Origin of the sequence: uncultured Shimia sp. (genome assembly GCF_947493595.1) — a bacterium.
Classification (GTDB): Bacteria; Pseudomonadota; Alphaproteobacteria; order Rhodobacterales; family Rhodobacteraceae; genus Shimia.
This window is the reverse complement of sequence record NZ_CANLRL010000004.1, coordinates 1-20,786: the sequence shown is the minus strand read 5'-3', so window position 1 is coordinate 20,786 and position 20,786 is coordinate 1. Positions and strand designations below refer to the sequence as shown.

General features: G+C 56.7%; 21 protein-coding genes. 16 read left to right on the top strand and 5 right to left on the bottom strand.

Annotated features, from left to right (window positions below; all coding sequences use genetic code 11):
* The 3 genes from Q0955_RS11530 (at position 1) to gatB (ending at position 3,446) form a co-directional block, all read left to right on the top strand.
* The gene (locus tag Q0955_RS11530; RefSeq protein ID WP_299424409.1) at positions 1 to 426 is read left to right on the top strand and encodes a hypothetical protein; all 426 of its coding nucleotides are present in this window, start codon (positions 1 to 3) and stop codon (positions 424 to 426) included.
* A 110-nt stretch (positions 427 to 536) separates the two neighbouring features.
* The gene (locus Q0955_RS11525; protein WP_299424407.1) at positions 537 to 1,862 is read left to right on the top strand and encodes a hypothetical protein; all 1,326 of its coding nucleotides are present in this window, start codon (positions 537 to 539) and stop codon (positions 1,860 to 1,862) included.
* A 75-nt stretch (positions 1,863 to 1,937) separates the two neighbouring features.
* Complete coding sequence (gene gatB / locus Q0955_RS11520) at positions 1,938 to 3,446, top strand: Asp-tRNA(Asn)/Glu-tRNA(Gln) amidotransferase subunit GatB (protein ID WP_299424406.1); 1,509 nt, start codon at positions 1,938 to 1,940, stop codon at positions 3,444 to 3,446.
* A 90-nt stretch (positions 3,447 to 3,536) separates the two neighbouring features.
* Here the strand turns inward: gatB and Q0955_RS11515 are convergent, their stop codons facing one another.
* Positions 3,537 to 5,741 carry a S8 family peptidase gene (locus tag Q0955_RS11515; RefSeq protein ID WP_299424404.1) on the bottom strand — a complete coding sequence of 735 codons (2,205 nt, stop codon included), beginning with the start codon at positions 5,739 to 5,741 and terminating at the stop codon, positions 3,537 to 3,539.
* Positions 5,742 to 5,941: 200 nt separating this feature from the next.
* Here Q0955_RS11515 and Q0955_RS11510 point away from each other — a divergent pair, with 200 nt between their 5' ends.
* The 3 genes from Q0955_RS11510 to Q0955_RS11500 all read left to right on the top strand — a co-directional run bounded on the left by Q0955_RS11510 (position 5,942) and on the right by Q0955_RS11500 (position 7,620).
* The gene (locus tag Q0955_RS11510) at positions 5,942 to 6,415 is read left to right on the top strand and encodes a thioesterase family protein (protein ID WP_299424403.1); all 474 of its coding nucleotides are present in this window, start codon (positions 5,942 to 5,944) and stop codon (positions 6,413 to 6,415) included.
* A 96-nt stretch (positions 6,416 to 6,511) separates the two neighbouring features.
* Positions 6,512 to 7,105: a class I SAM-dependent methyltransferase gene (locus Q0955_RS11505; RefSeq protein WP_299424401.1), complete on the top strand. Its 594-nt coding sequence runs from the start codon at positions 6,512 to 6,514 to the stop codon at positions 7,103 to 7,105.
* A 32-nt stretch (positions 7,106 to 7,137) separates the two neighbouring features.
* Entirely contained in the window at positions 7,138 to 7,620 is a 483-nt protein-coding gene (locus Q0955_RS11500; protein WP_299424399.1) for a DUF4177 domain-containing protein, read from the top strand.
* Positions 7,621 to 7,626: 6 nt separating this feature from the next.
* On the opposite strand, the gene Q0955_RS11495 is transcribed toward Q0955_RS11500, so the two are convergent.
* The gene (locus Q0955_RS11495) at positions 7,627 to 7,887 is read right to left on the bottom strand and encodes a BolA/IbaG family iron-sulfur metabolism protein (RefSeq protein ID WP_299424398.1); all 261 of its coding nucleotides are present in this window, start codon (positions 7,885 to 7,887) and stop codon (positions 7,627 to 7,629) included.
* Between the two features lie 75 nt (positions 7,888 to 7,962).
* On the opposite strand from Q0955_RS11495, the gene Q0955_RS11490 reads away from it, so the two are divergent.
* On the top strand, positions 7,963 to 8,586 hold the full coding sequence (locus Q0955_RS11490) for a DnaJ domain-containing protein (RefSeq protein ID WP_299424396.1): 624 nt from the start codon (positions 7,963 to 7,965) through the stop codon (positions 8,584 to 8,586).
* A gap of 145 nt (positions 8,587 to 8,731) precedes the next feature.
* A complete protein-coding gene (locus Q0955_RS11485) occupies positions 8,732 to 10,273 on the top strand; it encodes an adenylate/guanylate cyclase domain-containing protein (RefSeq protein ID WP_299424394.1) in 1,542 nt (513 codons plus the stop codon).
* On the opposite strand, the gene Q0955_RS11480 is transcribed toward Q0955_RS11485, so the two are convergent.
* Positions 10,270 to 10,665: a hypothetical protein gene (locus Q0955_RS11480; RefSeq protein ID WP_299424393.1), complete on the bottom strand. Its 396-nt coding sequence runs from the start codon at positions 10,663 to 10,665 to the stop codon at positions 10,270 to 10,272. The genes Q0955_RS11485 and Q0955_RS11480 overlap by 4 nt on opposite strands.
* Positions 10,662 to 10,907 carry a hypothetical protein gene (locus Q0955_RS11475; protein ID WP_299424391.1) on the bottom strand — a complete coding sequence of 82 codons (246 nt, stop codon included), beginning with the start codon at positions 10,905 to 10,907 and terminating at the stop codon, positions 10,662 to 10,664. The genes Q0955_RS11480 and Q0955_RS11475 overlap by 4 nt, the downstream gene beginning before the upstream one ends.
* A gap of 122 nt (positions 10,908 to 11,029) precedes the next feature.
* Between Q0955_RS11475 and Q0955_RS11470 the strand changes: the two genes are divergently transcribed.
* Both Q0955_RS11470 and Q0955_RS11465 read left to right on the top strand, forming a co-directional pair.
* The gene (locus Q0955_RS11470) at positions 11,030 to 12,046 is read left to right on the top strand and encodes an AraC family transcriptional regulator (protein ID WP_299424390.1); all 1,017 of its coding nucleotides are present in this window, start codon (positions 11,030 to 11,032) and stop codon (positions 12,044 to 12,046) included.
* 286 nt (positions 12,047 to 12,332) lie between these two features.
* Positions 12,333 to 13,040: a response regulator transcription factor gene (locus Q0955_RS11465; protein ID WP_299424388.1), complete on the top strand. Its 708-nt coding sequence runs from the start codon at positions 12,333 to 12,335 to the stop codon at positions 13,038 to 13,040.
* A 99-nt stretch (positions 13,041 to 13,139) separates the two neighbouring features.
* Here the strand turns inward: Q0955_RS11465 and msrB are convergent, their stop codons facing one another.
* Entirely contained in the window at positions 13,140 to 13,610 is a 471-nt protein-coding gene (gene msrB / locus Q0955_RS11460) for a peptide-methionine (R)-S-oxide reductase MsrB (protein ID WP_299424387.1), read from the bottom strand.
* A gap of 196 nt (positions 13,611 to 13,806) precedes the next feature.
* Between msrB and cobS the strand changes: the two genes are divergently transcribed.
* The 6 genes from cobS to Q0955_RS11430 all read left to right on the top strand — a co-directional run.
* Complete coding sequence (gene cobS / locus Q0955_RS11455) at positions 13,807 to 14,793, top strand: cobaltochelatase subunit CobS (RefSeq protein ID WP_299424385.1); 987 nt, start codon at positions 13,807 to 13,809, stop codon at positions 14,791 to 14,793.
* Positions 14,794 to 14,956: 163 nt separating this feature from the next.
* Positions 14,957 to 16,831, top strand: coding sequence for a cobaltochelatase subunit CobT (gene cobT / locus Q0955_RS11450; RefSeq protein WP_299424383.1), 1,875 nt, complete (start codon positions 14,957 to 14,959; stop codon positions 16,829 to 16,831).
* 151 nt (positions 16,832 to 16,982) lie between these two features.
* Positions 16,983 to 18,794: an aminopeptidase P family protein gene (locus tag Q0955_RS11445; protein ID WP_299424381.1), complete on the top strand. Its 1,812-nt coding sequence runs from the start codon at positions 16,983 to 16,985 to the stop codon at positions 18,792 to 18,794.
* 54 nt (positions 18,795 to 18,848) lie between these two features.
* A complete protein-coding gene (locus Q0955_RS11440; RefSeq protein ID WP_299424380.1) occupies positions 18,849 to 19,190 on the top strand; it encodes a DUF427 domain-containing protein in 342 nt (113 codons plus the stop codon).
* A 50-nt stretch (positions 19,191 to 19,240) separates the two neighbouring features.
* Positions 19,241 to 19,933, top strand: a complete 693-nt coding sequence (locus Q0955_RS11435; RefSeq protein ID WP_299424378.1) for an ABC transporter ATP-binding protein — start codon at positions 19,241 to 19,243, stop codon at positions 19,931 to 19,933.
* Positions 19,930 to 20,786, top strand: an 857-nt coding sequence (locus Q0955_RS11430) for an ABC transporter permease (protein WP_299424377.1), incomplete at its 3' end; no start/stop codon positions are given. The genes Q0955_RS11435 and Q0955_RS11430, both read left to right, overlap by 4 nt.

The following is a 20,786-nucleotide window of genomic DNA, read 5'->3' as shown; positions in this document are numbered from 1 at the left end:
ATGGACACTCTCCAACACACTCATCACGGCCGTAACCCACGCAGTATTGTGATGCTGTGCCTGGTTAGCGCAGGCCTGCTCGGGCTGCTTGCCATTGGCTTGCACTGGGCAATTGTCGTTGTGCTCTCTCTTATCGCCGTGCCCGCGCTTGTCGACGTGATCTTCAACCCCACCGCAAGTTTCGCGCTCGACGAAATCGGCATTCGTTGGAAAAACGTCACCCAAGAGGCTGAGCTTGGCTTCCATCAAATCAAGTCAGCCCATATTGCCACCCGTCTCGGCGTTGCCTTTCGCATAACTCTGATCATGTTTGACGACGCTAAGGTGCGGATTCCACAAGATGTTTTACCACCTCGTGCCGATTTAGAGGCTGCTCTTTCACGGCACGACATCCCAATCAAACGTGAACGCCTGCGTCTGGTTTGAGTAACAATTCCGGCCAAAATTAGGCAGCATCTGACCATATGATTTCAACTTGGTGCCCTTTTTTGGCCTGAATACGCGCCCATTGTCCGATCTGATAGAAGATCGGAGCTATGATGAAATTGTTTTCCAAAAATCAGGCCAAATCCCAAGGGCTACCAGCGGCATCTGCGCTGGCCGCGCCGGTTTTGCGCCGTTTGGGACAGGCATTTTCCGCGCCGCGAAAGCCTGAAACATCCGATCTTGCTGGCGATGGGAGCAACACGTTCCGCACTCTTTTGAGCCGTCTGAAAATACCAATCAACGCCTCCACGCCCGATCAAATTGAAAGCGAGAAGATTCGCGATCATGGGCAATTCCTCGCCCGTCAGGAGCGCTGGGAAGACCTAGAAGAGTTGATCCACACACATGACCAAAACCGCGCCACCACAGCGACAGGCACGCCACTTGCAGAGCTCATGCTGTTTGGCGCACGTTCGGACGTGGTGCGTGCTGCAGAGCACGCGTTGCTTCATGGCCGCCCTGCGGAAGGAGCGGACTTTTTCTCAGGAATTGAAGCCCTTGAAGTCCTATTAGAAGACTACCCAAACAGCTATCCAATGGCTTTGGTTGTGGCCCATATGCACATTGATATCGGCTGGGCGTGGCGCGGTGCCGCCGCCAAAGACGATGTGCGTGATGTGAACCGGGACGCTTTTCAAGCACATTTTGATCGTGCCTCTGACATTTTGAATCGGTATTGCCCCAAGCAATACTACTCCCCTGCGCTCTCCGCAGCACGATGTGCGCTTTTGCCAGGATCTGCCCAACCTCTCAACACATTGTGTACGGAGTTTGAATCGCTGATCCAACTGGACCCACTCAATCCGCGCCACATGCGGGCTTTGGGCAACTATCTCCTACCGCGCTGGTACGGTGATTTTGCCCACCTCGACTTGCAAGCCCATCGCATTGCCGCACAAACCCACGACATTTGGGGCGCAGGCGCTTATGCTTGGGTGTGGTTCGACGCCTTGTTGGTTGATCCTAGCGGCTTAGAAATGATGGAGGTTGACTACTTCATCGACGGCGTCACTGACGCCTTGCAACGCAGCGGGGATCAACATTCCGCAAATCTTATGGCGGCTCATCTGTACCGCAGCTGGCAACATGCCAGATCCCAATATGGTGCGGATGGCCTGCGCGAAGACCTGCCTCCGGCGTTACGCGCCGGGTTTGACATGGTGGTACGCGAGCATTTGCGCGAAATTCACCCGCTGATCTGGGGACACGCGGAGATTGGGTTTGAAAACACGTCGCGTGTGATTTCCAAGGAACGCCTGTCTGCCAAGGGCCGAGATGTGGCTTTGCAGGCTGTTGCCATGCCGTTTATGGCTGGGCTGCAAGCTGGACAGACCGTGCATTTTTCGCCCGACGGCATCACCCAAATAAACCCATAAGTCACCCGCCCTCTTGCTCCTTTTATCTGGCTGGCCTAGAACGCAGATCAGCCAGATATTCAAGGAGCGTGAGCGATGCTCGACCTGACATATGAGACCCCAAAGCCCAAAGTGATTGCGGGCGCCAAACATGACTGGGAATTGGTCATTGGTATGGAGGTGCATGCTCAGGTCTCTTCCAATGCCAAGCTGTTCTCCGGTGCCTCCACCCAATTTGGCGCGGAGCCAAACTCCAATGTGGCCTTCGTGGACAGCGCGATGCCAGGCATGTTGCCAGTCATCAACGAGTATTGCGTTGAACAAGCCGTGCGTACCGGCCTGGGGCTGAAAGCCGAGATCCACCTGAAGTCCGCGTTTGACCGCAAAAACTACTTCTACCCGGATTTGCCGCAGGGCTATCAAATTTCTCAGCTCTACGAACCCATTGTGGGCGAAGGGGAAATTTTGGTCGACATGGGGCCGGGCGTGGCGCGTTTGGTGCGTATCGAACGCATTCACCTCGAACAGGACGCGGGTAAATCTGTACACGACATGGACCCAAACATGTCCTTTGTGGACCTGAACCGGACCGGTGTGGCGCTGATGGAAATCGTGAGCCGTCCTGATATCCGCGGTCCTGAAGAAGCTGCCGCTTACGTAACAAAGATGCGTCAGATCCTGCGCTATCTCGGCACCTGCGACGGCAACATGCAGAACGGCAACCTGCGGGCTGACGTAAACGTGTCGATCTGCCGTCCGGGTCAGTATGAGAAGTACATGGAAACACAGGACTTCTCGCATCTCGGTACGCGTTGCGAGATCAAAAACATGAACTCCATGCGCTTCATTCAGGCGGCAATCGACTATGAGGCGCGTCGTCAGATCGCAATTGTCGAAGCTGGCGGCACGGTTGATCAGGAAACACGGCTGTATGATGCGGACAAAAACGAAACCCGCTCCATGCGCTCCAAAGAAGAAGCGCATGACTACCGGTATTTCCCTTGCCCTGATCTGCTCCCACTGGAGATTGAACAAGGCTGGGTAGACGATATCGCCAAAGGTTTGCCAGAACTGCCGGACGAGAAAAAAGCCCGCTTTATCAATGACTACGGCGTAACCGAATATGACGCCTCTGTACTGACCGCCGAGGTGGATCTGGCAACCTACTTTGAAGCCTCTGTTGGCAAAGGTGACGGCAAGAAAACCGCCAACTGGGTGATCAACGAAGTGCTGGGCCGCGCCAACAAAGCGGAAAAAGCGCCGCAAGATCTGGTCGCGCCGGAAGCCAATGCGGCCATCCTCGCGATGGTGGCGTCTGATGAGATCAGCACCAAAATTGCCAAGGAAGTGCTTGAAATTCATATCGAAACCAAGGACGATCCGGCCAAAATTGTGGAAGAAAAAGGCCTCAAGCAGGTGACTGACACAGGCGCGATTGAAGCCGCCTTGGACGAGATCATTGCCGCGAACCCTGCACAGGTTGAGAAAGCCAAGCAGAACCCGAAACTGGCGGGTTGGTTTGTCGGTCAGGTGATGAAAGCGACCGGCGGCAAGGCCAATCCGAAGGCTGTTAACCAATTGGTGGCGCAGAAGCTGAACGGCTAAAAGCCGCATCGGTATTACTTCTGTATCGCGACTGTAACGCGTTGGTATCAAAACCGACGCGTTACGCATTTTTGGTGTTAACGAATTGGCTTAGAACCGTGTCCGCAAGCCAAACATCACAGCAGTTTCCCGCGCTCCCGGAATGTGGCCGCGGTTAATTGCATGCGCCAAAGACAGCCCCAAATTGGTGCGACGAGTGAGCGGACGCTCATAGCTCAGCGTCAGGCGCATCTCCCGATCCGAAGGGGCCAGATCAATGGGCACATTTTGGTGCGTGACAGCCCCTGCATCATTCACCACCGGCAACGCCACCGAAGTTGTGCCAGAAGACACCGCAGCCGGCATCGACAGCGACAGACTAATCCGGTCATTGTGTGAGAACGCATGTTGATGCGCGTAGGTCACGGCCCCGCCATTGAGCAAAACATCAGCAGACTGCCCTAAGTCGGAAGCCTCCTGCCCCAAGGCGTAGCCAAGTGCAAATTTGATCTGAGCATTGTCAGACACATCCGCGGACAATGCCATATCCATCGACATAAGAGACGTGTCAGTGCCTCCGTTCCAATCGGACAGCAGGTTCATTGTGTCCTCGCCAAGACCGCCGCCAATCTGCAAGCTGGCACCGCCAAGATCAAATGTACGGCGCAGGCCGAGGCCAAAGCGATCCGAGCCACCACTATAAGACCGGTAAATTGAGAGATCATATTCGCTGTCCAGAAGCTGCATCGGCAGCCCTGTGCGCGTGCCAAAGAAAGACGCCGAACCAAACTCCGGTGCGCGGTATTGGTCAAAGTTGATTGCGTCATGAGCGGCAAACATTGGCGCAGCTTGACGGTGCGCCACCATCTGGGAGGCATCAATCATAAAGGACGCAGACAGGGAGTCTTTGCCAACCACATTCACGTTGCGCAAAGAGCGCGCCACAGCATCGCCGCTGGCTGCACCAGCCACAGCAAGTGGCTCATTGGTGTTAACCACTGTGCCGTTGCGCGTGGTGACAGTGGTTTGCCCGATCGGCAACAGAGCAGCGGCCACATCCAGAAAGCCATGCCCCCATTCTTCACTGTAGGCGTGCTCAAAACCGGGAACCAGCTCCACTGTGCCCGACTCTCTGAAACCAGAAAACTCATTGTCAGCGGAAGCCAAAAGCCGAATGCGCAATTCCTGATGGGTCATATCTGGGAAGGCTTCGGCCAGCAACGCCAACGCGCCGGAAACCATCGGCGCCGCATAAGACGTTCCTGTGCCAAAGGAGTAGCTGTTATTGGAATTTGCGGTGGCGCCTGTCCAACTGCCGTTTGCAGAAATGCACCAAGCGGCGGCCTCACCGCAACCAGCAGACACACGCTCCGCGGACACAACATCATCGCCCCGTAAAGTCGGCACGCCATTTACAACCGCAAGCCAGCTGCCCTCCAGCGTGGGCTCCAAAACCGGCAAGCCGGCCATCAAACCCACATTGGCATCGGTGTAATCATTGGACACTGAAAAAACGACAATCCCGTCATCAGCATAATTGCGCAGCGCATCGAGATAGTCGCGCCCCGAGGAGGACCCAAAAATAAAATTGTAGTCCGAGCGGGTCGCGGTCATGCCCGAATACCCCCAGGAGTTATTGAGTGCCACGGCACCTGCACGGGCCGCCGCGTTGGCGGTTTCCGCAAGTTGGGAATAGGTGTCGAAACTGCCAAAAATCGCATCAGCATTTGGCGCAACACCAATCATATCATCAGAGATACCAGTTGCGATGGAGGCCACAGATGTCCCGTGGTCGTCTTGTGACATGCCGGACCCCGTGGTGATGCTTTTGCCGGTAAAGACCTCATGCCCTGTGCGAAACCCGCTGTCGGAAAAAGCAATAATCTGTCCTTCACCTGTCAAGCCAGCGGCATGGGCATAATGAATGCCCGAATGTTCAATGGGATTGCCTTCCAGTCTTGTGTCCGTGCTGGAATCAAAGCGCCAGTTGTTGTTGCGATCAACAAATTGATCTCCTGCGGCGGTCTGCACCTGGTACCGCACATCGCCGCTGAGAAGGCGATTAGCTTGGCTGCGTACGCTGTCCAGGCTGCTGAGGAACGACGCCAGTAAAACCTGACTGTCGGTTTGCGGCAGCGATGACCCCGCTGACCCACCTCCGGTATCTTTCACCGCCGGGGTATCTTCGCCGCCGCAACCAGCCAGAACGCTGGACACCAAAATCATTGCTGTTGAAAGACGTTTGTCTCGCCACTCCATCGTGCCACTCACCGTTGCCCACACATAGGGAAACGGTAGGCGGCGAAGCTTAAGCATTGCCTGAATCCGGCCCGCAAAAGCGCTTAGACTTTTGTGAAATACCCCTTTGATTTTGCTTAAAAATAAAGACTTTCAGCTATAGAAGAGCTGCGAAACGCAGCTTCATTCGCCTGTGCCCCTACGTTACATCCTCAGCCAAAGGTTGATCCGCACCGGAGCGAACGCCATACAGGCATAAAAGCATTAGGAGGATTGCCATGACCGCCCCATTTGTCTCCAAACCGATGGCCGTCGAAGAACAGTGGCTCGACTTCAATGGGCACTTGAATATGGCATATTACAACGTGTTGTTTGATCGCGGCGTGGACCAGTTGGGCGCGATTTTGGGCTTTGGTCCCGCCTATCGGGAGCGCACTGGCAACACAACTTTCTCCGCAGAGTTTCATTTGTGCTACCTGCGGGAGCTGCACCTGGGAGATAAGGTCACCGCCAGCTTTCAATTGCTCGACTATGATGCCAAAAGCTTTCACTTCTATCAGGAACTTATTCACCCTGACGGCTGGATCTCGGCCACCGGTGAGGGTGTTGGGCTGCATATTGACCAAAGCGGGCCGCGCGTTGCCCCGATGCCAGAAGAGATACTTGCCAAATTCGCCAAGCTGTCGGATGCCCATAGTGCGCTCCCCCGCCCGGAGCGGGTCGGACGGGTCATGGGGCTTCGTCGCAAGTGAGCCGCGATGCAGCGGTGACACGTTTGATCGGCATGCGCATCACAGACAGCCAATTTGCTGGACCTCCTTGTCGTCACGTGAAACGGTAGCCGCCAAATGGTAGACGTGATCGACATAATACAAGAGCGCAAGGAGCTGCCGCAGTTTCTGGAGCGCGATGGGCTCATTGGAATTGAGCTTGGGGTGGCCGGTGGCTGGTACTCCAAGAGGTTGATGGAAAGTGGCCTTTTTAAAGAGCTCTATGGGGTCGACATCTATGGTGATAAACACGACACCAAGGAATACATAAAAGCGTTGAAGAACATCGGCATGGGGCAAAATTACTGGCTGTTGCGGATGACTTTTAAGGAGGCATTAAATGCCTTTCCGGATGAGTTTTTCGACTTTGTCTATGTTGACGGCTACGCCCACACCGGTGAAGAGCGCGGCAAAACGATGTTCGACTGGCTCAAAAAAGTGAAAGTGGGCGGTATGATTGCCGGTCACGACTACCATGAAAAATGGCCATTGGTGCAGATTTGCGTGGACGCCTTGGGCGACGAGCTTGGCCAACCGGTGATGCGCACCCAGCTGTCCAAAAACCGCGACCCACAGGACAAATTCCCAAGTTGGGCTATGTTCAAGGAAAGTGCGGACGTGCCGGAGTATCCGGACCGCCTACGCAAATTACCAAAGAGATTGCGCGGCTGACCGCCGACAAACAATGAATACCGGATTTTTCAATGACTTATGAATACAAAGTGGTCCCCGCCCCGACACGTGGACAAAAGGCCAAAGGCATCAAAGGGCCAGAAGGCCGCTTCGCAAATGCGCTTGAGATCGAAATGAACCGTTTGGGTGCTGAAGGCTGGGAATACCTGCGCGCCGACACGTTGCCACATGAGGAACGCAGCGGCTTGACCGGGTCGAGCACAAGCTACCGCTCGGTATTAGTATTCCGTCGAACAAAGGCGGGGGATGTGGCAGCGTTTCAACCAGAAACACTGGAAGCCCCAAAGGTGGCAGAGCTGCCTGCGCCGGACACTGAGCCCGTAAAGCCAGAGCCTCAAGCAGAGCCAGCCGCCGACACTGAGGATACGCTGGTGCTAGCAGAAAACGACAAGACCGGCGCGTCTGCGGAAAAGGATCCCGATGAGGCAGAATCTGTGGATGACGTGAACGTGGCGCTAAAAAAGCGCGTCGAGACACTGGAACAGTCCAAGTAGTCCCGCTTAGGCCGTGTCTATATCCAGCGCCAAGGCGTGGATTCTCCCCACCAAGTCCGCCCCCAAAGCGGCGTGTACTGCCCGGTGACGGGCCAGGTGATTTTGCCCTGCAAAGGCAGCCGCACGGATGCGGACGATGAAATGGCTCTCCCCACCAGCTGGGGCTCCCGCATGTCCCGCGTGACTTTCGCTGTCGTCCACAACTTGCAAGTCAACCGGCGAAAAGACGGTGGACAATTTGTCGTGAATTTCCTGTGCGACACTCATAATTTTTATCTCCAGCCTCTTCAATCTGACGCCGGTTAGGGTAAACTCTCCGCTCCGAGTCGAATAGGTGCGCGAATGACAAAATCAGATCCTTTTGGTTTCGACATGTCGATTAAATCGGCAAAGAAGAAAAACCCGCGGGGACGGCGCGGCATGTCAGGGGCGTCAGAGACGTCACAGCGCGTTTGCGAACATGAAGGCTGCAATGAACCTGGCGCCTATCGCGCCCCACGGGCACCCGATGTGCTCGATGAATTCAAGTGGTTCTGCAAGGAGCACATTCGCGAATATAACCTGAAATGGAACTTCTTTGACGGCAAAACCGAGGCGGAGCTGAACGCGCAAAACTCCAAAGACAAAGTCTGGGAGCGCGAGACCAAGAAGTTCACCGACCCCGAGGCCCGTGCCTGGGCCCGTTTGGGCATCGAAAACCCGCATCAGGTGCTCGGCGGCAATGCAACGCAGAACCCGGGCAAAGGCGGTGGTGCGGGCAAACGCCTGCCCCCAACAGAACGCCGCGCTATGGAGATTTTGGAAGCCAAAGACAGCTGGACCAAGGCTGAAATTCGCAAGGCTTACAAAAAGCTTATCAAAGTTTTGCACCCCGATATGAACGGTGGCGACCGCAGCCAAGAAGACCAACTGCAGGAAGTCATGTGGGCTTGGGATCAGATCAAAGAGAGCCGCAACTTTAAATAACTGTGGTGCGACACGATGGTTGAGGCGTGACCGAAGGGTCGCGCCTTTTTCTTTGCGACGGAAAAATGCGTGATATCCGTTTGAGCTGTAACAACGCTTGAGTATCACTGAATTGTGAATGCGCGAGCACAGCGGGGAAATGGCGATGCGGCGACTGATTGAATACCTTACGGCACACCCAAAACGACTTTATACTGTGGTGGCGGGCGCCGTGCTCCTATTGCCTGTGGCCCTTTGGCTCGACCTCAACAGCCTGTCTCATCACAATCTGCATCGCCAGGCAACAAGCTTAAATAAGCTGATGGATGATGTCCGCTCTTACTATGCAGAGAACGTGGTCGCCCGCGTCCAGGCAGCACCCAATGCGCCCCAAGCCCGCCACGACTACCATGACATCGAAGGTGCCTTTCCGATCCCGGCCACGGCTGCCATCGAGTTGTCCGCCCGGTTCTCCGAAATCCTTCCAGGTGTGGACTACCACTTTGTGTCCGACCACCCGTTTGCCGGCCGCACACAACGCCATATGACAGACTTCGAAATGCGCGCGCTACAGGCCTTTCGAGACCCTGAGGAACAGCGCGACCGGATCATCGCAGAGGAAGGCAATTTACTTGATCACCGGATGACTTTAGCAGCTCCTGTTTACATGCAGGAGACCTGTGTGAACTGTCATAATGGCCATCCGGAGAGCACAAAAACTGATTGGCAAATTGGTGACGTGCGCGGTCTTCAGGTGGTGCATGTGCGCCAACCGTTGACCCTGGACTTGGCGTCCTTCAAATTCCTACTCAGCTACTTGCTGATCGCCGGGACCTTTGGGCTGGCCTTTGCCAAACATCAGCTCCAGCTGGCCGAGAAGTTTGCGGCAGCCAATGACGAGCTCACCGAAAACAACTCTTTCTTGGCAGATGTGTCCCTGAAAATCTCGAAATACCTCGAACCTCAGGTATACCGCTCGATATTTGAAGGAGAGCGCGACGTTGCGATCAGTACTGAGCGCAAAAAGCTCACGGTGTTTTTTAGCGACATTAAAGATTTCACCGCCACCACGGAACGCATGCAACCGGAAGAACTAACCGCGTTGCTCAACGAATATTTCACCGAGATGGGCGCCATTGCTCAAAAACACGGTGCCACCATCGACAAGTTCATCGGCGATGCGATTGTCGCCTTCATTGGGGATCCCACCACAAACGGCGTGACCGAAGACGCGCGCGCCTGTGTGCGCATGGCACTCGACATGCAAGCGCGTCTTGACGAGTTGGAGGTGCAATGGCGCGCCCGTGGGATCGAACATCCATTTCGCGCCCGCATGGGGATCAACACCGGCTATTGCAACGTGGGCAACTTTGGCAGCGACTCCCGCATGGATTACACCATCATTGGAGCCGAAGCGAACCTCGCTGCGCGACTGGAAGGCATTGCGGAACCTGGTGGCATTGTCATGAGTTACGAAACCTATGCGCACGCTCGTGATTTGGTGAAAGCTGAAGCGCTGGAACCTCAACACTTCAAAGGCATTTCCCGCGAGATCATTCCCTACCGCGTGCTACGCCACGGGGCCAACCGGCGTCCCGCCACCGCCCGCGAAGAAGGCGAGAGCCTTGTGGTCGACATGCAAGGCATGGACGCGGACTCCCGCGCCAAAATCGCCGCCGCTGTGCGGGACGCTTTGGACAAGGCTTAAGCCGCGCGGCCCACGCGATCCGGCAACAACGCCACTTTACGCGCCAAGTCAGAGGACAAGCAGTTCGCGCTATACCGCTCTTTTAGGAACGTTCCTTTCAGGAGGTCTGTATTCTGCGTCAGAAACGCCTCTGCGTCTTCTGCAGGCGCGGCGTGCATGGCTTCCGCTATGGCCGACATATATGCTTGCGTGATGGTGGCATGAAACTTCTCCGGCACGCCGGCCGCGACGGTCAACCGTTTGAGCCCATCCGCGATGCGCTTGGAAGCGGTGAAAAAGTCATCCTCCCGCAACGCTTCAAAGGCCACGGCAATATGAGCGCGGTGATCAAAATCCTGCGGCGCCAATGTGCCGGCATCCAACGCCGCCAAAACAACTCGGTAATCTGTCATGTTTCTGATCCTACTTCTGTCAGCTTGTGAGCGTCCTCAGCCGTCAAGGTCAGGTCATAGACCTCCTTGAGCATCGCCGCCTTCGCCAATGTCGCTGCCGAAAACGGTGCCTTGCCTTCCAAGGCGTGCAACATCACGCCTTCGACCAACTCAGCCGCCGACATGTCCAATTGTTCTGCCAAGGCTTTCATCACCTTGAGCAACTGCTTCTCCAGCCGCAGACCAGTTTGGACGCGTTCCACTTTCTTCAATGCGAATTCCCCACCTTGGTACCAAGGTAGCTTTTCTAGCGAAGATTGGCCTCCGTCGTCAAGTCCGTGGCCACAGCCTTGATTTTGAGCGACAAATGCGGTGATGTGAGCGCATGATGCAAAATTCCGCCAAACATGTTGCGGCCATGGGGCGCGATTTTTCCGAGTACGTCATTGGGCTTGGCTTTCCCGAGAGAGAGGTGCTCAAGGGCACTGGCCTCACCCTCGCGGAACTCCGGGAGAGCGAAAATCTGGTTCCACTCGCGGGATTGGCGCGGATTGTCGATAACGGCATTTCCCTGACGCAGGATGATCTTATTGCTGTGCGCTGGGGCCAAACGCGGCGCTTTGCGAAGCTTGGTCTCATCGGCTATCTCGGGCGGTCTTCCAAAGATATCCGTTGTATTGTGACAAACTTGGCCCGCTACGGGCAGGTATTTTCTGAGGCGATGGAAAGTGACATTTCCGAACTCGAGGACCAAGGCATCTTTAAGTGGCGGTTCGACATTCCGGCCACTGTGGAAACCGGGCGGTTCGTCGAGGCTCAGGTGAGTCAGTTTTTGAGCGGAACCAACAAGCTTTTGCCGCGTACAGTTTTGCCGAAGCACATTACCTTTTGCCACCGTCGCAAACACAATGTTGCCGAGCTTGAGAAGCTGTTGGGCTGTCCGGTCACCTTTGGCGCACAGTGGAACAGCCTGCAATACCGCACAGCCGAATTGGATGTGCCGCTAAGCACGTCAGACGAAGGCTTGCACAAGGTTCTACAAGCCCACGCGGATCTGGTTCTGGCACAGCGCCCCAAGAACCGTTCCAACATCGAGTTGGTGGTTGAGAAAGCCATCTCGGACCGGATGGCAACCGGGCAGACCTCTGTGACTGACGTGGCGCGAGATCTCGGCATGAGTGCGCGCACCCTGGCGCGGCGCCTGGGAGATGCCAACACCACTTATCAGACTGTATTGTCCAACTTCCGCCGGGCTATGGCGGACCGTTACCTGAAGAACAGCGATATGAGCCAGAGCGAGATTGCCTTTCTGCTAGGCTATTCTGACGTGAGTTCCTTTGCCTCCGCTTTCAAACGCTGGACCGGACAATCGCCTGGCGAACGTCGGCAATCTCTGGCCTGAGCAGAATTTGGCAAGACGGCCACGATTGGCGCAGTTTGACAAAACAGTGGCAGCTTTGCCCAAAGCAAGCGCCTGAACCTCCCCCATCTGTGTGATGAACGAAGAGACAAGACGCTCTCTTCGGATTTTCACATCAGATCTCAGAAGGGAGGCGCCATGTTTTTCAGTGCTTTAATGCTTAGTGCCCTGTTCCCGTTGCTTTGGTTACACCAGCGCGGGCGCCCGGAACCTGTGGCGATCAAACAGGATGTTTTCAGCCACAGCCAGAAGCGGATGGGGGGCGGCCATGTCTAAAATCCTTCTGATCGAACCGGACCGGCATTTGATGACAGCGATGCAGGAGGTCTTGCTCCTCGATGGCCACGAAAGCCTGCGCCATGTGTCTCCGGAGACAGCCATGACCGATTTGGCACGGCAGGACGTTGACCTGGTAGTTTTGGAACTCCGTCAACGATCCATAGACGCCGTTTCGGTGATCGAGCGCGTGACAAATTCCTACGGCGTCCCAGTCGTCGTGCTGAGCACAACCGCAAGCGCCACCGAAGAGTCGATGATGCTGCGCCTTGGGGCGGATGATTATCTCGCCAAACCGTTTTCCATGCGGGTGTTTGGGGCGCGGATTGCGGCAGCCTTGCGCAGCGCCGCGCCAAACCATCGAGATGCAGATGATGTGACCGTCATCCAACGCGGGGCGTTGCGTTTGGACCGGCTACGTCACGAGGCGCGTTGGGATGGCAAAGAGGTCGCCCTCACCGCCACCGAGTTCAACGTGCTGTGGATCATCGCGCAACGCCCCGGGCAAGTGCTTAGCCGGGCCAATATTTTGGACCTTGCTTATGGCGGCGACGTGTTTGTCACCGACCGCAGCATCGACAGTCAGATAAAACGCATTCGCCGCAAGCTGCGCGAAGTAGCGCCAGGCTTTACAGCGATCGAGACCCTTTACGGCCTTGGCTATCGTTTCACAGATTCCCCGGAGGATATGGCCGCGTGAGTGGTCTGTTCCATCCCATGATCTTCCTTCGGGGAGGAGAGACCGGGCGGCTTCATCTTCGTACCTTAATGCCCCACCTCGGCGGCGGAGCACCCGGTCTCATTTGGGCTTAAACACCAACGAAACGCCATTCAGACAGTGGCGTTTCCCTGTGGGTCGCGGACCATCGTCAAAGATGTGTCCCAGATGAGACCCACAGCGACGGCAGTGGCACTCGGTGCGGACCCGAAGCAATTTGCGGTCCGGCTTGGTTCCAATCGCTTTGGGGAGCGACTTGTAGAAGCTGGGCCAACCGGTGCCGCTGTCGTATTTATGCTTGGAGCTGTAGAGCTTCAGATCACATCCACGGCAATGGTACGTGCCTTTGTCGTAGTTCTTGTCCAGCGGCGACGACCCTGCGCGCTCCGTGCCCTCGTCGCGCATGACTTTGTATTGCGCGGGCGTGAGCATGGCACGCCATTCGGCTTCCGTGCGGGTGACTTCAAACTCCTTGGCCAAAGTTGCTCGGGGCAAAATCATGGCTGCGAGGGTTGCCGCGCCTGCGGCGGATAAGAAATGGCGACGTTGCATAATCCATTCTCCTTTGGTCGTAAAATTGCGTACCAAGGATCGGTTTAGCAACTAACGACTTAGCACATGGCTGTGAGTTTCGTGACAACACCACGTAATTTGCAGAGTTTCGCTTGTGATCCAGCAGGATTTGAGGCACCAAAGGCCGATAGATTTGGGCAGCTCCAAAGGGGCTGCCGGGAGAAGGACAGAGGACATGGCGGACGGCATGATGGACACCAACACAAAGCCCACCGAAGATATTGATCTGCGCGAAGTGTTCGGCATCGACAGCGACATGAAAATCAAGGGTTTTGCAGAGCGCACCGACCGCGTTCCTGAAATCGACCCGACCTATAAGTTTGACCCTGAAACCACGCTGGCGATCCTCGCGGGATTTGGCCACAACCGTCGTGTGATGATTCAGGGCTACCACGGCACCGGTAAATCGACCCACATCGAGCAGGTTGCCGCCCGTCTGAACTGGCCCTGTGTGCGTGTGAACCTCGACAGCCACATTTCCCGGATCGACTTGATTGGTAAAGATGCCATCAAACTGCGCGACGGCAAACAGGTCACCGAATTCCACGAAGGCATCCTGCCTTGGGCGCTGCGCAATAACACCGCCATTGTGTTTGACGAATATGACGCAGGTCGTGCCGACGTGATGTTTGTGATCCAGCGTGTACTGGAACATGACGGCAAACTGACCCTTCTGGATCAGAACGAAGTGATCACGCCAAACCCCTACTTCCGCCTGTTTGCCACCGCAAACACCGTGGGTCTGGGCGACACAACCGGGCTGTATCACGGCACGCAGCAGATCAACCAAGCCCAGATGGACCGCTGGTCGCTGGTGTCCACGCTGAACTACCTCAGCCACGACGCCGAGGCTGCGATCATCCTGTCCAAGGCGCCGCACTACAACACCGCCGAGGGCCGCAAGATTATCAACCAGATGGTGACCGTTGCTGACTTGACCCGGACCGCGTTTATGAACGGCGACCTGTCCACTGTGATGAGCCCACGGACCGTGATCAACTGGGCGGCCAACGCCGAAATCTTCCGCAACGTGGGTTACGCCTTCCGTCTGAGCTTTCTGAACAAATGTGACGAGCTGGAGCGCCAGACCGTGGCAGAGTTCTATCAGCGCTGCTTTGACGAAGAACTGCCGGAGAGCGCGGCAAGCGTGAGCTTGGGCTAAATAACAGCCTCGCCCGGCGGCAACGCCGGGCAGTGCCCGACCGCCCCCATGGGCGGGCACTTCGTTTTCCGCCCGCGGTCGGACACTGCCCTTCGAAAACATCCGAAAGGCTGGACAACGACCACTCGCAGCGGGAAACTCTTTCCATGGACAGGGTGCGACTATGAAAAAGCCAACTGACAACCCAGCTGATCCGTTCAAAAAGGCCCTGGCTGAGGCCACAAAAGTCATGGCCGATGATCCGGAACTATCGGTGTCCTATACGGTCGATCCTTCTGGCATGTCCGGCGACAGCATCCGCCTGCCCCAGGTTAGCCGCCGCATGTCGCGTGACGAGGTGCTTTTGGCCCGCGGCACCGCCGATGCGCTGGCGTTACAGCGCAAGTATCACGATGACGCCACCCACATGCGCTATGCGCCGGGTCAGGGCATCGCCCGCGATCTCTATGAGGCCATGGAAACCGCGCGCTGCGAAGGCATGGGCGCGCGTGACATGCCTGGCACTGCCACCAACATCGACATGAAGATCAGCCAGGAAGCCAACGGGCGTGGCTATGGTGATATGACCTCCACGGAACAGGCCCCCCTGCCCGTCGCGGCTGGCTACCTGATCCGCCATTTGGCCACTGGTCGCGATCTGCCTCCTGCAGCGGCCAACGTGATGAACCTGTGGCGCGGCTATATCGAGCAAAGCGCTGGTGACCACCTGAACGACTTGCAAGACCTTCTGTCCGATCAACAGGCTTTTGCCAAATTCGCCCGCCAGATCATCGAAGATCTCGGCTATGGCGATCAGCTGGGCGATGATCCCGACGACATCGAGGATCAGCAAGACGACGCTGAAGAACAGGCCGAAGAGCAGGAAGATCCGGATAGCCAAGGCCAAGACGACAGCGACGAAGAGGACACGGAAGCCAGCCCTGAACAATCTCAGGAAGAGCAGCAGGACATGTCCGAGGCGCAGGTCACCATGGATGACATGGCTGAGGACGAGATGTCGGATGAGGCTGAGATGCCCGATGGTGATGCGCCGTTGGATCCGCCGCCTGCACCTCCAATTTCGGACGCCGACCCGGATTACATCGCCTTTGACACCACCAATGATGAAGAGATTGCCGCTGAAGAGCTGGCCGAGCCCATCGAATTGGAACGCCTGCGGGCCTACCTCGATCAACAACTGGAGCCGCTCAAAGGGGCTGTGAGCCGCCTAGCCAACCGCCTGCAACGCCGCCTACAGGCACAGCAGAACCGCAGCTGGGAGTTTGACCTCGAAGAAGGCACGCTGGACGCCGGTCGTCTGGCACGGGTTGTGGCCAACCCCACCACCCCGCTCAGCTTCAAAATGGAGCACGACACCGAATTCCGCGACACCGTGGTGACGCTCCTGCTCGATAACTCCGGCTCCATGCGTGGTCGTCCGATCTCCATCGCCGCGATTTGTGCTGACGTTCTAGCGCGCACGCTGGAGCGTTGCAACGTAAAGGTCGAGATCCTCGGCTTCACCACCCGCGCGTGGAAAGGCGGCTTGGCCCGCGAAAAATGGCTGAACGATGGCCGCCCACAACAGCCTGGTCGCCTCAACGACCTGCGCCACATCATCTACAAACAGGCGGACGCCCCATGGCGCCGCGTGCGACCCAACCTGGGTCTGATGATGAAAGAGGGCCTGCTCAAAGAAAACATCGACGGCGAGGCGCTGGAATGGGCGCACCGCCGCATGATGGCCCGCCCGGAGCAGCGCAAAATCCTGATGGTGATTTCGGACGGCGCGCCGGTGGATGACAGCACATTGTCGGTGAACCCGGCCAACTATCTGGAAAAACACCTGCGCGACGTGATCGCTATGGTGGAAAAACGCAAGATGGTGGAGCTGCTGGCAATCGGGATTGGCCACGATGTGACCCGCTACTACGACCGCGCGGTGACCATCACCGATGTGGAGCAGTTGGCCGGTGCGATGACAGAGCAACTGGCCGCCCTGTTTGACAACGATCCACGCGCCCGTGCGCGGGTCATGGGGATGCGGAAAGTCAGCTAAGACCCGCATTCTCAATCTAAAAATATCCCGGGGGTGAGCGTCTGCGAGGGGGCTGGCCCCCTTTCTGCTTGTGGCCACAGGCAATACACTTGCCAATGGCTGCTCTCTGGGTATCACTGAACGCCCATTCATTTTACGCGAGGACCACCCCATGTTTCAGGATTTTGCTGTCACCGCCCGCCCGGAACAGGGTCCGAGCCGCTTGCAAGCGCTACGCGAGATTTTGGCCACAGAAGGTCTAGACGGCTTCTTGGTACCGCGCGCCGACGCGCATCAGGGCGAATACGTTGCCCCGCGCGATGACCGCTTGGCCTGGCTCACCGGCTTCACTGGATCGGCAGGTTTCTGTGTGGTTCTGCAAGACGTTGCAGGGGTGTTTGTTGATGGCCGCTACCGCACACAGGTGCAACAGCAGGTGGCGGATGTGTTCACCCCCGTGGATTGGCCGGAAGTGTTGCCAGGGCCGTGGATTGTGGAGCACCTTGGCGCAGGTAAGGTGGGGTTTGACCCATGGCTCTATACCGTGGGCCAGATGGAGGCGCTGATCAAAGCCGCCGAGGCCAAAGACATCACCTTTGTGCCAGTGCCCAATATGGTTGACGCCATTTGGGAAGACCAACCTGCCCCGCCAATGGCTCCGGTGAAAGGCCACCCGACATCTGTGGCAGGTGAGTCCCATCACGACAAACGCGCACGCCTGGCAGCAGACCTGAACGCCCGTGGCGAAAGCGCCGCTGTGATCACTCTGCCAGACAGCATTGCCTGGCTGCTCAATATTCGCGGGGCCGACATCCCCCGCAACCCGCTGGCCCATGGTTTTGCCGTGCTGAATTCCGACGCTTCAGTGGACCTTTTTATGGCAGCAGAGAAACTGTCAGATGTCATGGACCACTGTGGTGACGCTGTGCGCGTACATGCACCAGAGACCTTTATTCCGCACCTTGCCCAACTGACCGGCACCGTGCGGCTCGACAAAGGCAGCGCCCCAATTGCAGTTCAGTCGGCATTGATGCAAAGCGGTGCAGACATCAGCTACGGTCAAGATCCCTGCGTCATGCCCAAGGCGCGCAAAAACGCTGCTGAGATTGCCGGCATGGCTGAGGCGCACTTGCGTGACGGTGCAGCCGTGGTGAATTTCCTCAGTTGGTTTGACACGCAGGACAAAACCGCATTGACCGAAATCGACGTGGTGACAAAGCTGGAAGAATACCGCCGTGCCACCAACGCGCTCTTGGAAATCAGCTTTGACACCATCGCGGGTGCCGGTCCCAACGGTGCCATCATGCACTACCGTGTGACCGACGAGACCAACCGTTCGTTACAAAACGGGGACTTGATGGTGCTGGATAGCGGCGGGCAATACGCCGATGGCACCACCGATATCACTCGCACATTGCCAATTGGTGAGGTCAGCGAAGACGCCAAAATTGCCTTCACCCGCGTGCTGCAAGGCATGATCGCTGTCTCGCGTATGCGCTTCCCCAAAGGGGTCGCTGGCAGCCACATCGAGGCCATAGGCCGACTGCCTTTGTGGATGGCCGGCCAGGACTTTGATCACGGACTGGGCCATGGCGTGGGCGCTTACCTTTGTGTGCACGAAGGCCCTCAACGCCTGAGCCGGGTGAGCGACACACCACTGGAAGTTGGCATGATCCTGTCTAATGAACCCGGATATTACCGCCCCGGCGCCTTTGGAATCCGCATCGAGAACCTGATTGTGGTCGAGGAAGCCCCCGCCCTGCCCGGCGGTGACGCCCATCGCGAGATGCTACAGTTCCGCAACCTGACATACGCGCCAATTGATCGCAATCTGGTGGTGACAGCCCTCTTGAACGAAGACGAGCTGGACTGGTTAAACGCCTATCACGCGACGTGCCGTCAGGTATTGTCACCACGACTCGCAGCAGAGCAGCAGATGTGGTTGGATGCCGCCTGCGCCACGCTGACAAATTCCGCTGGATAAACAAGATATGTTATACTATAACCGCACCTGGTGCGAAACCGAAAGGGACCACACATGACAAACATCACAATCCGCAAAGCAGAAGGCAATTGGGTTGTCCGTGCAGGTGGTGCCATCCTAGGTGAAAGCAACAACGCGTTGGAGTTGAACGAAGGTGATCTGAAGCCGGTGATCTATTTTCCACGTGCTGACATCGCCATGGCGTTTTTGGACCCAAGCGAAAAAACCACGCATTGCCCGTACAAGGGCGACGCAAACCACTTCTCGATTGTGACCAAAAGCCAAACCATTGCCAATGCGGCATGGAGCTATGAGGCGCCGGTAGAAGCCGCCGAACGTATCAAGGACCACCTCGCATTTTATACCAGCGATCTGGTGGCGGTTGAACGCGTTTAGACCCCCAATCCGGCGCGCTGGATACGGCGCGCCTTCCCCAAAACGAGCTTATGTCCCAAATACATATTTCCGATTTGTCCCATAGCTGGCCCGGTAGTGACGCACCGGTTTTGCAAAACCTCTCATTAAACATCGATACCGGCGAACGCGTGATGCTACGCGGCCCCAGCGGATCAGGTAAGTCGACTCTGCTCTCCGCAATCTCGGGGGTGATCGACATCCCCAGTGGCTCGGTAACGATTGCAGGACAAGACATCGGCACGCTGCCCGCCAGCAAGAGGGATAGCTTTCGGGCCGACCATCTGGGGCTTATTTTTCAGGTATTTAACCTGGTGCCTTGGCTGAGCGCCGTGGACAATGTCCTGCTCCCGTGCAGGTTCTCCAAACGCCGACGCCAGCGTGTGAACGGTGCCATTGACACAGAAGCCCGTCGGCTATTGTCAGCGCTCGAACTAGACCCAGACACTCTGGGCGCCTCCAAAGCAAGCAATCTCAGCGTTGGGCAACAGCAACGCGTGGCTGCTGCCCGAGCGTTAATTGGTGCGCCCGAAGTTATACTTGCGGATGAACCAACCTCCGCGTTGGATCCCGACGCCAAAAACTCCTTCATGCAATTGCTTTGCCAGCAGGCTCAGGAAAGTGGTGCCGCTTTGCTGATGGCCAGCCATGACACCGGTCTGGATCAACACTTCGATCGTGTGGTCGAACTTTCAAGCCTGACTGCTGCGGGAGAAAACCAATGACTCTGGTTGTACAAAGCCTTTGGAACCGCCGGTTTGTGGCCTCGCTAACAGTCTTGGCGATTGCCTTAAGTGTGGCCCTGATCCTTAGCGTCGAGCGTCTGCGTGACTCGGCACGCACGTCCTTTGCAAATTCCGCGTCTGGGATCGATCTGATCGTCGCCCCTCGCGGCAATGACGTGCAAATCCTGCTGGCCACATTATTTGGTGTCGGCTCCACGGGTACAGGCATGTCCGGTGAGGTGGCCGACGTGGTTGCGGAGATGCCCGGAGTGGCCTGGACAGTGCCGCTGATGCAAGGCGACAACCACAAGGGATTCCCTGTTGTTGGCACGTCCCAGGACTATTTTGAGCACTTCAAACATAGCCGCGGTGAACCTTTGGTGTTTGCCGAAGGTGCCAAGTTTGCGGATGCGTCCTCTGCGGTCATTGGCGCGGACGTCGCGGACCAGCTCAGCTACGGCATTGGCACAGAGATCGTGAATGCCCATGGTTCTGGCACGGTCGCGCTGGAAGTACATGACGAAGCGCCGTTTGAGATTACCGGCATATTAAAGCGCACCAATACGGCGGTAGATCGCATGGTATTTGTGTCTTTGGAGGGTTTTGAAGCCATCCACGCGGAGGAAGAAACGCATGCAGCTGACCCTCTGGCGGCGCATGCTCTGGAAGAGCCGCTCCAGAGCAACGCCAATCACACGCATGATGACCACGGCGATCACGAAACGCATGGTGATCATGACGAGCACGAGGCGCATGGCGACCATGACGAGCACGAAGCGCATGGCGACCATGACGAGCACGAAGCGCATGGCGACCATGACGAGCACGAAGCGCATGGCGACCATGACGAGCA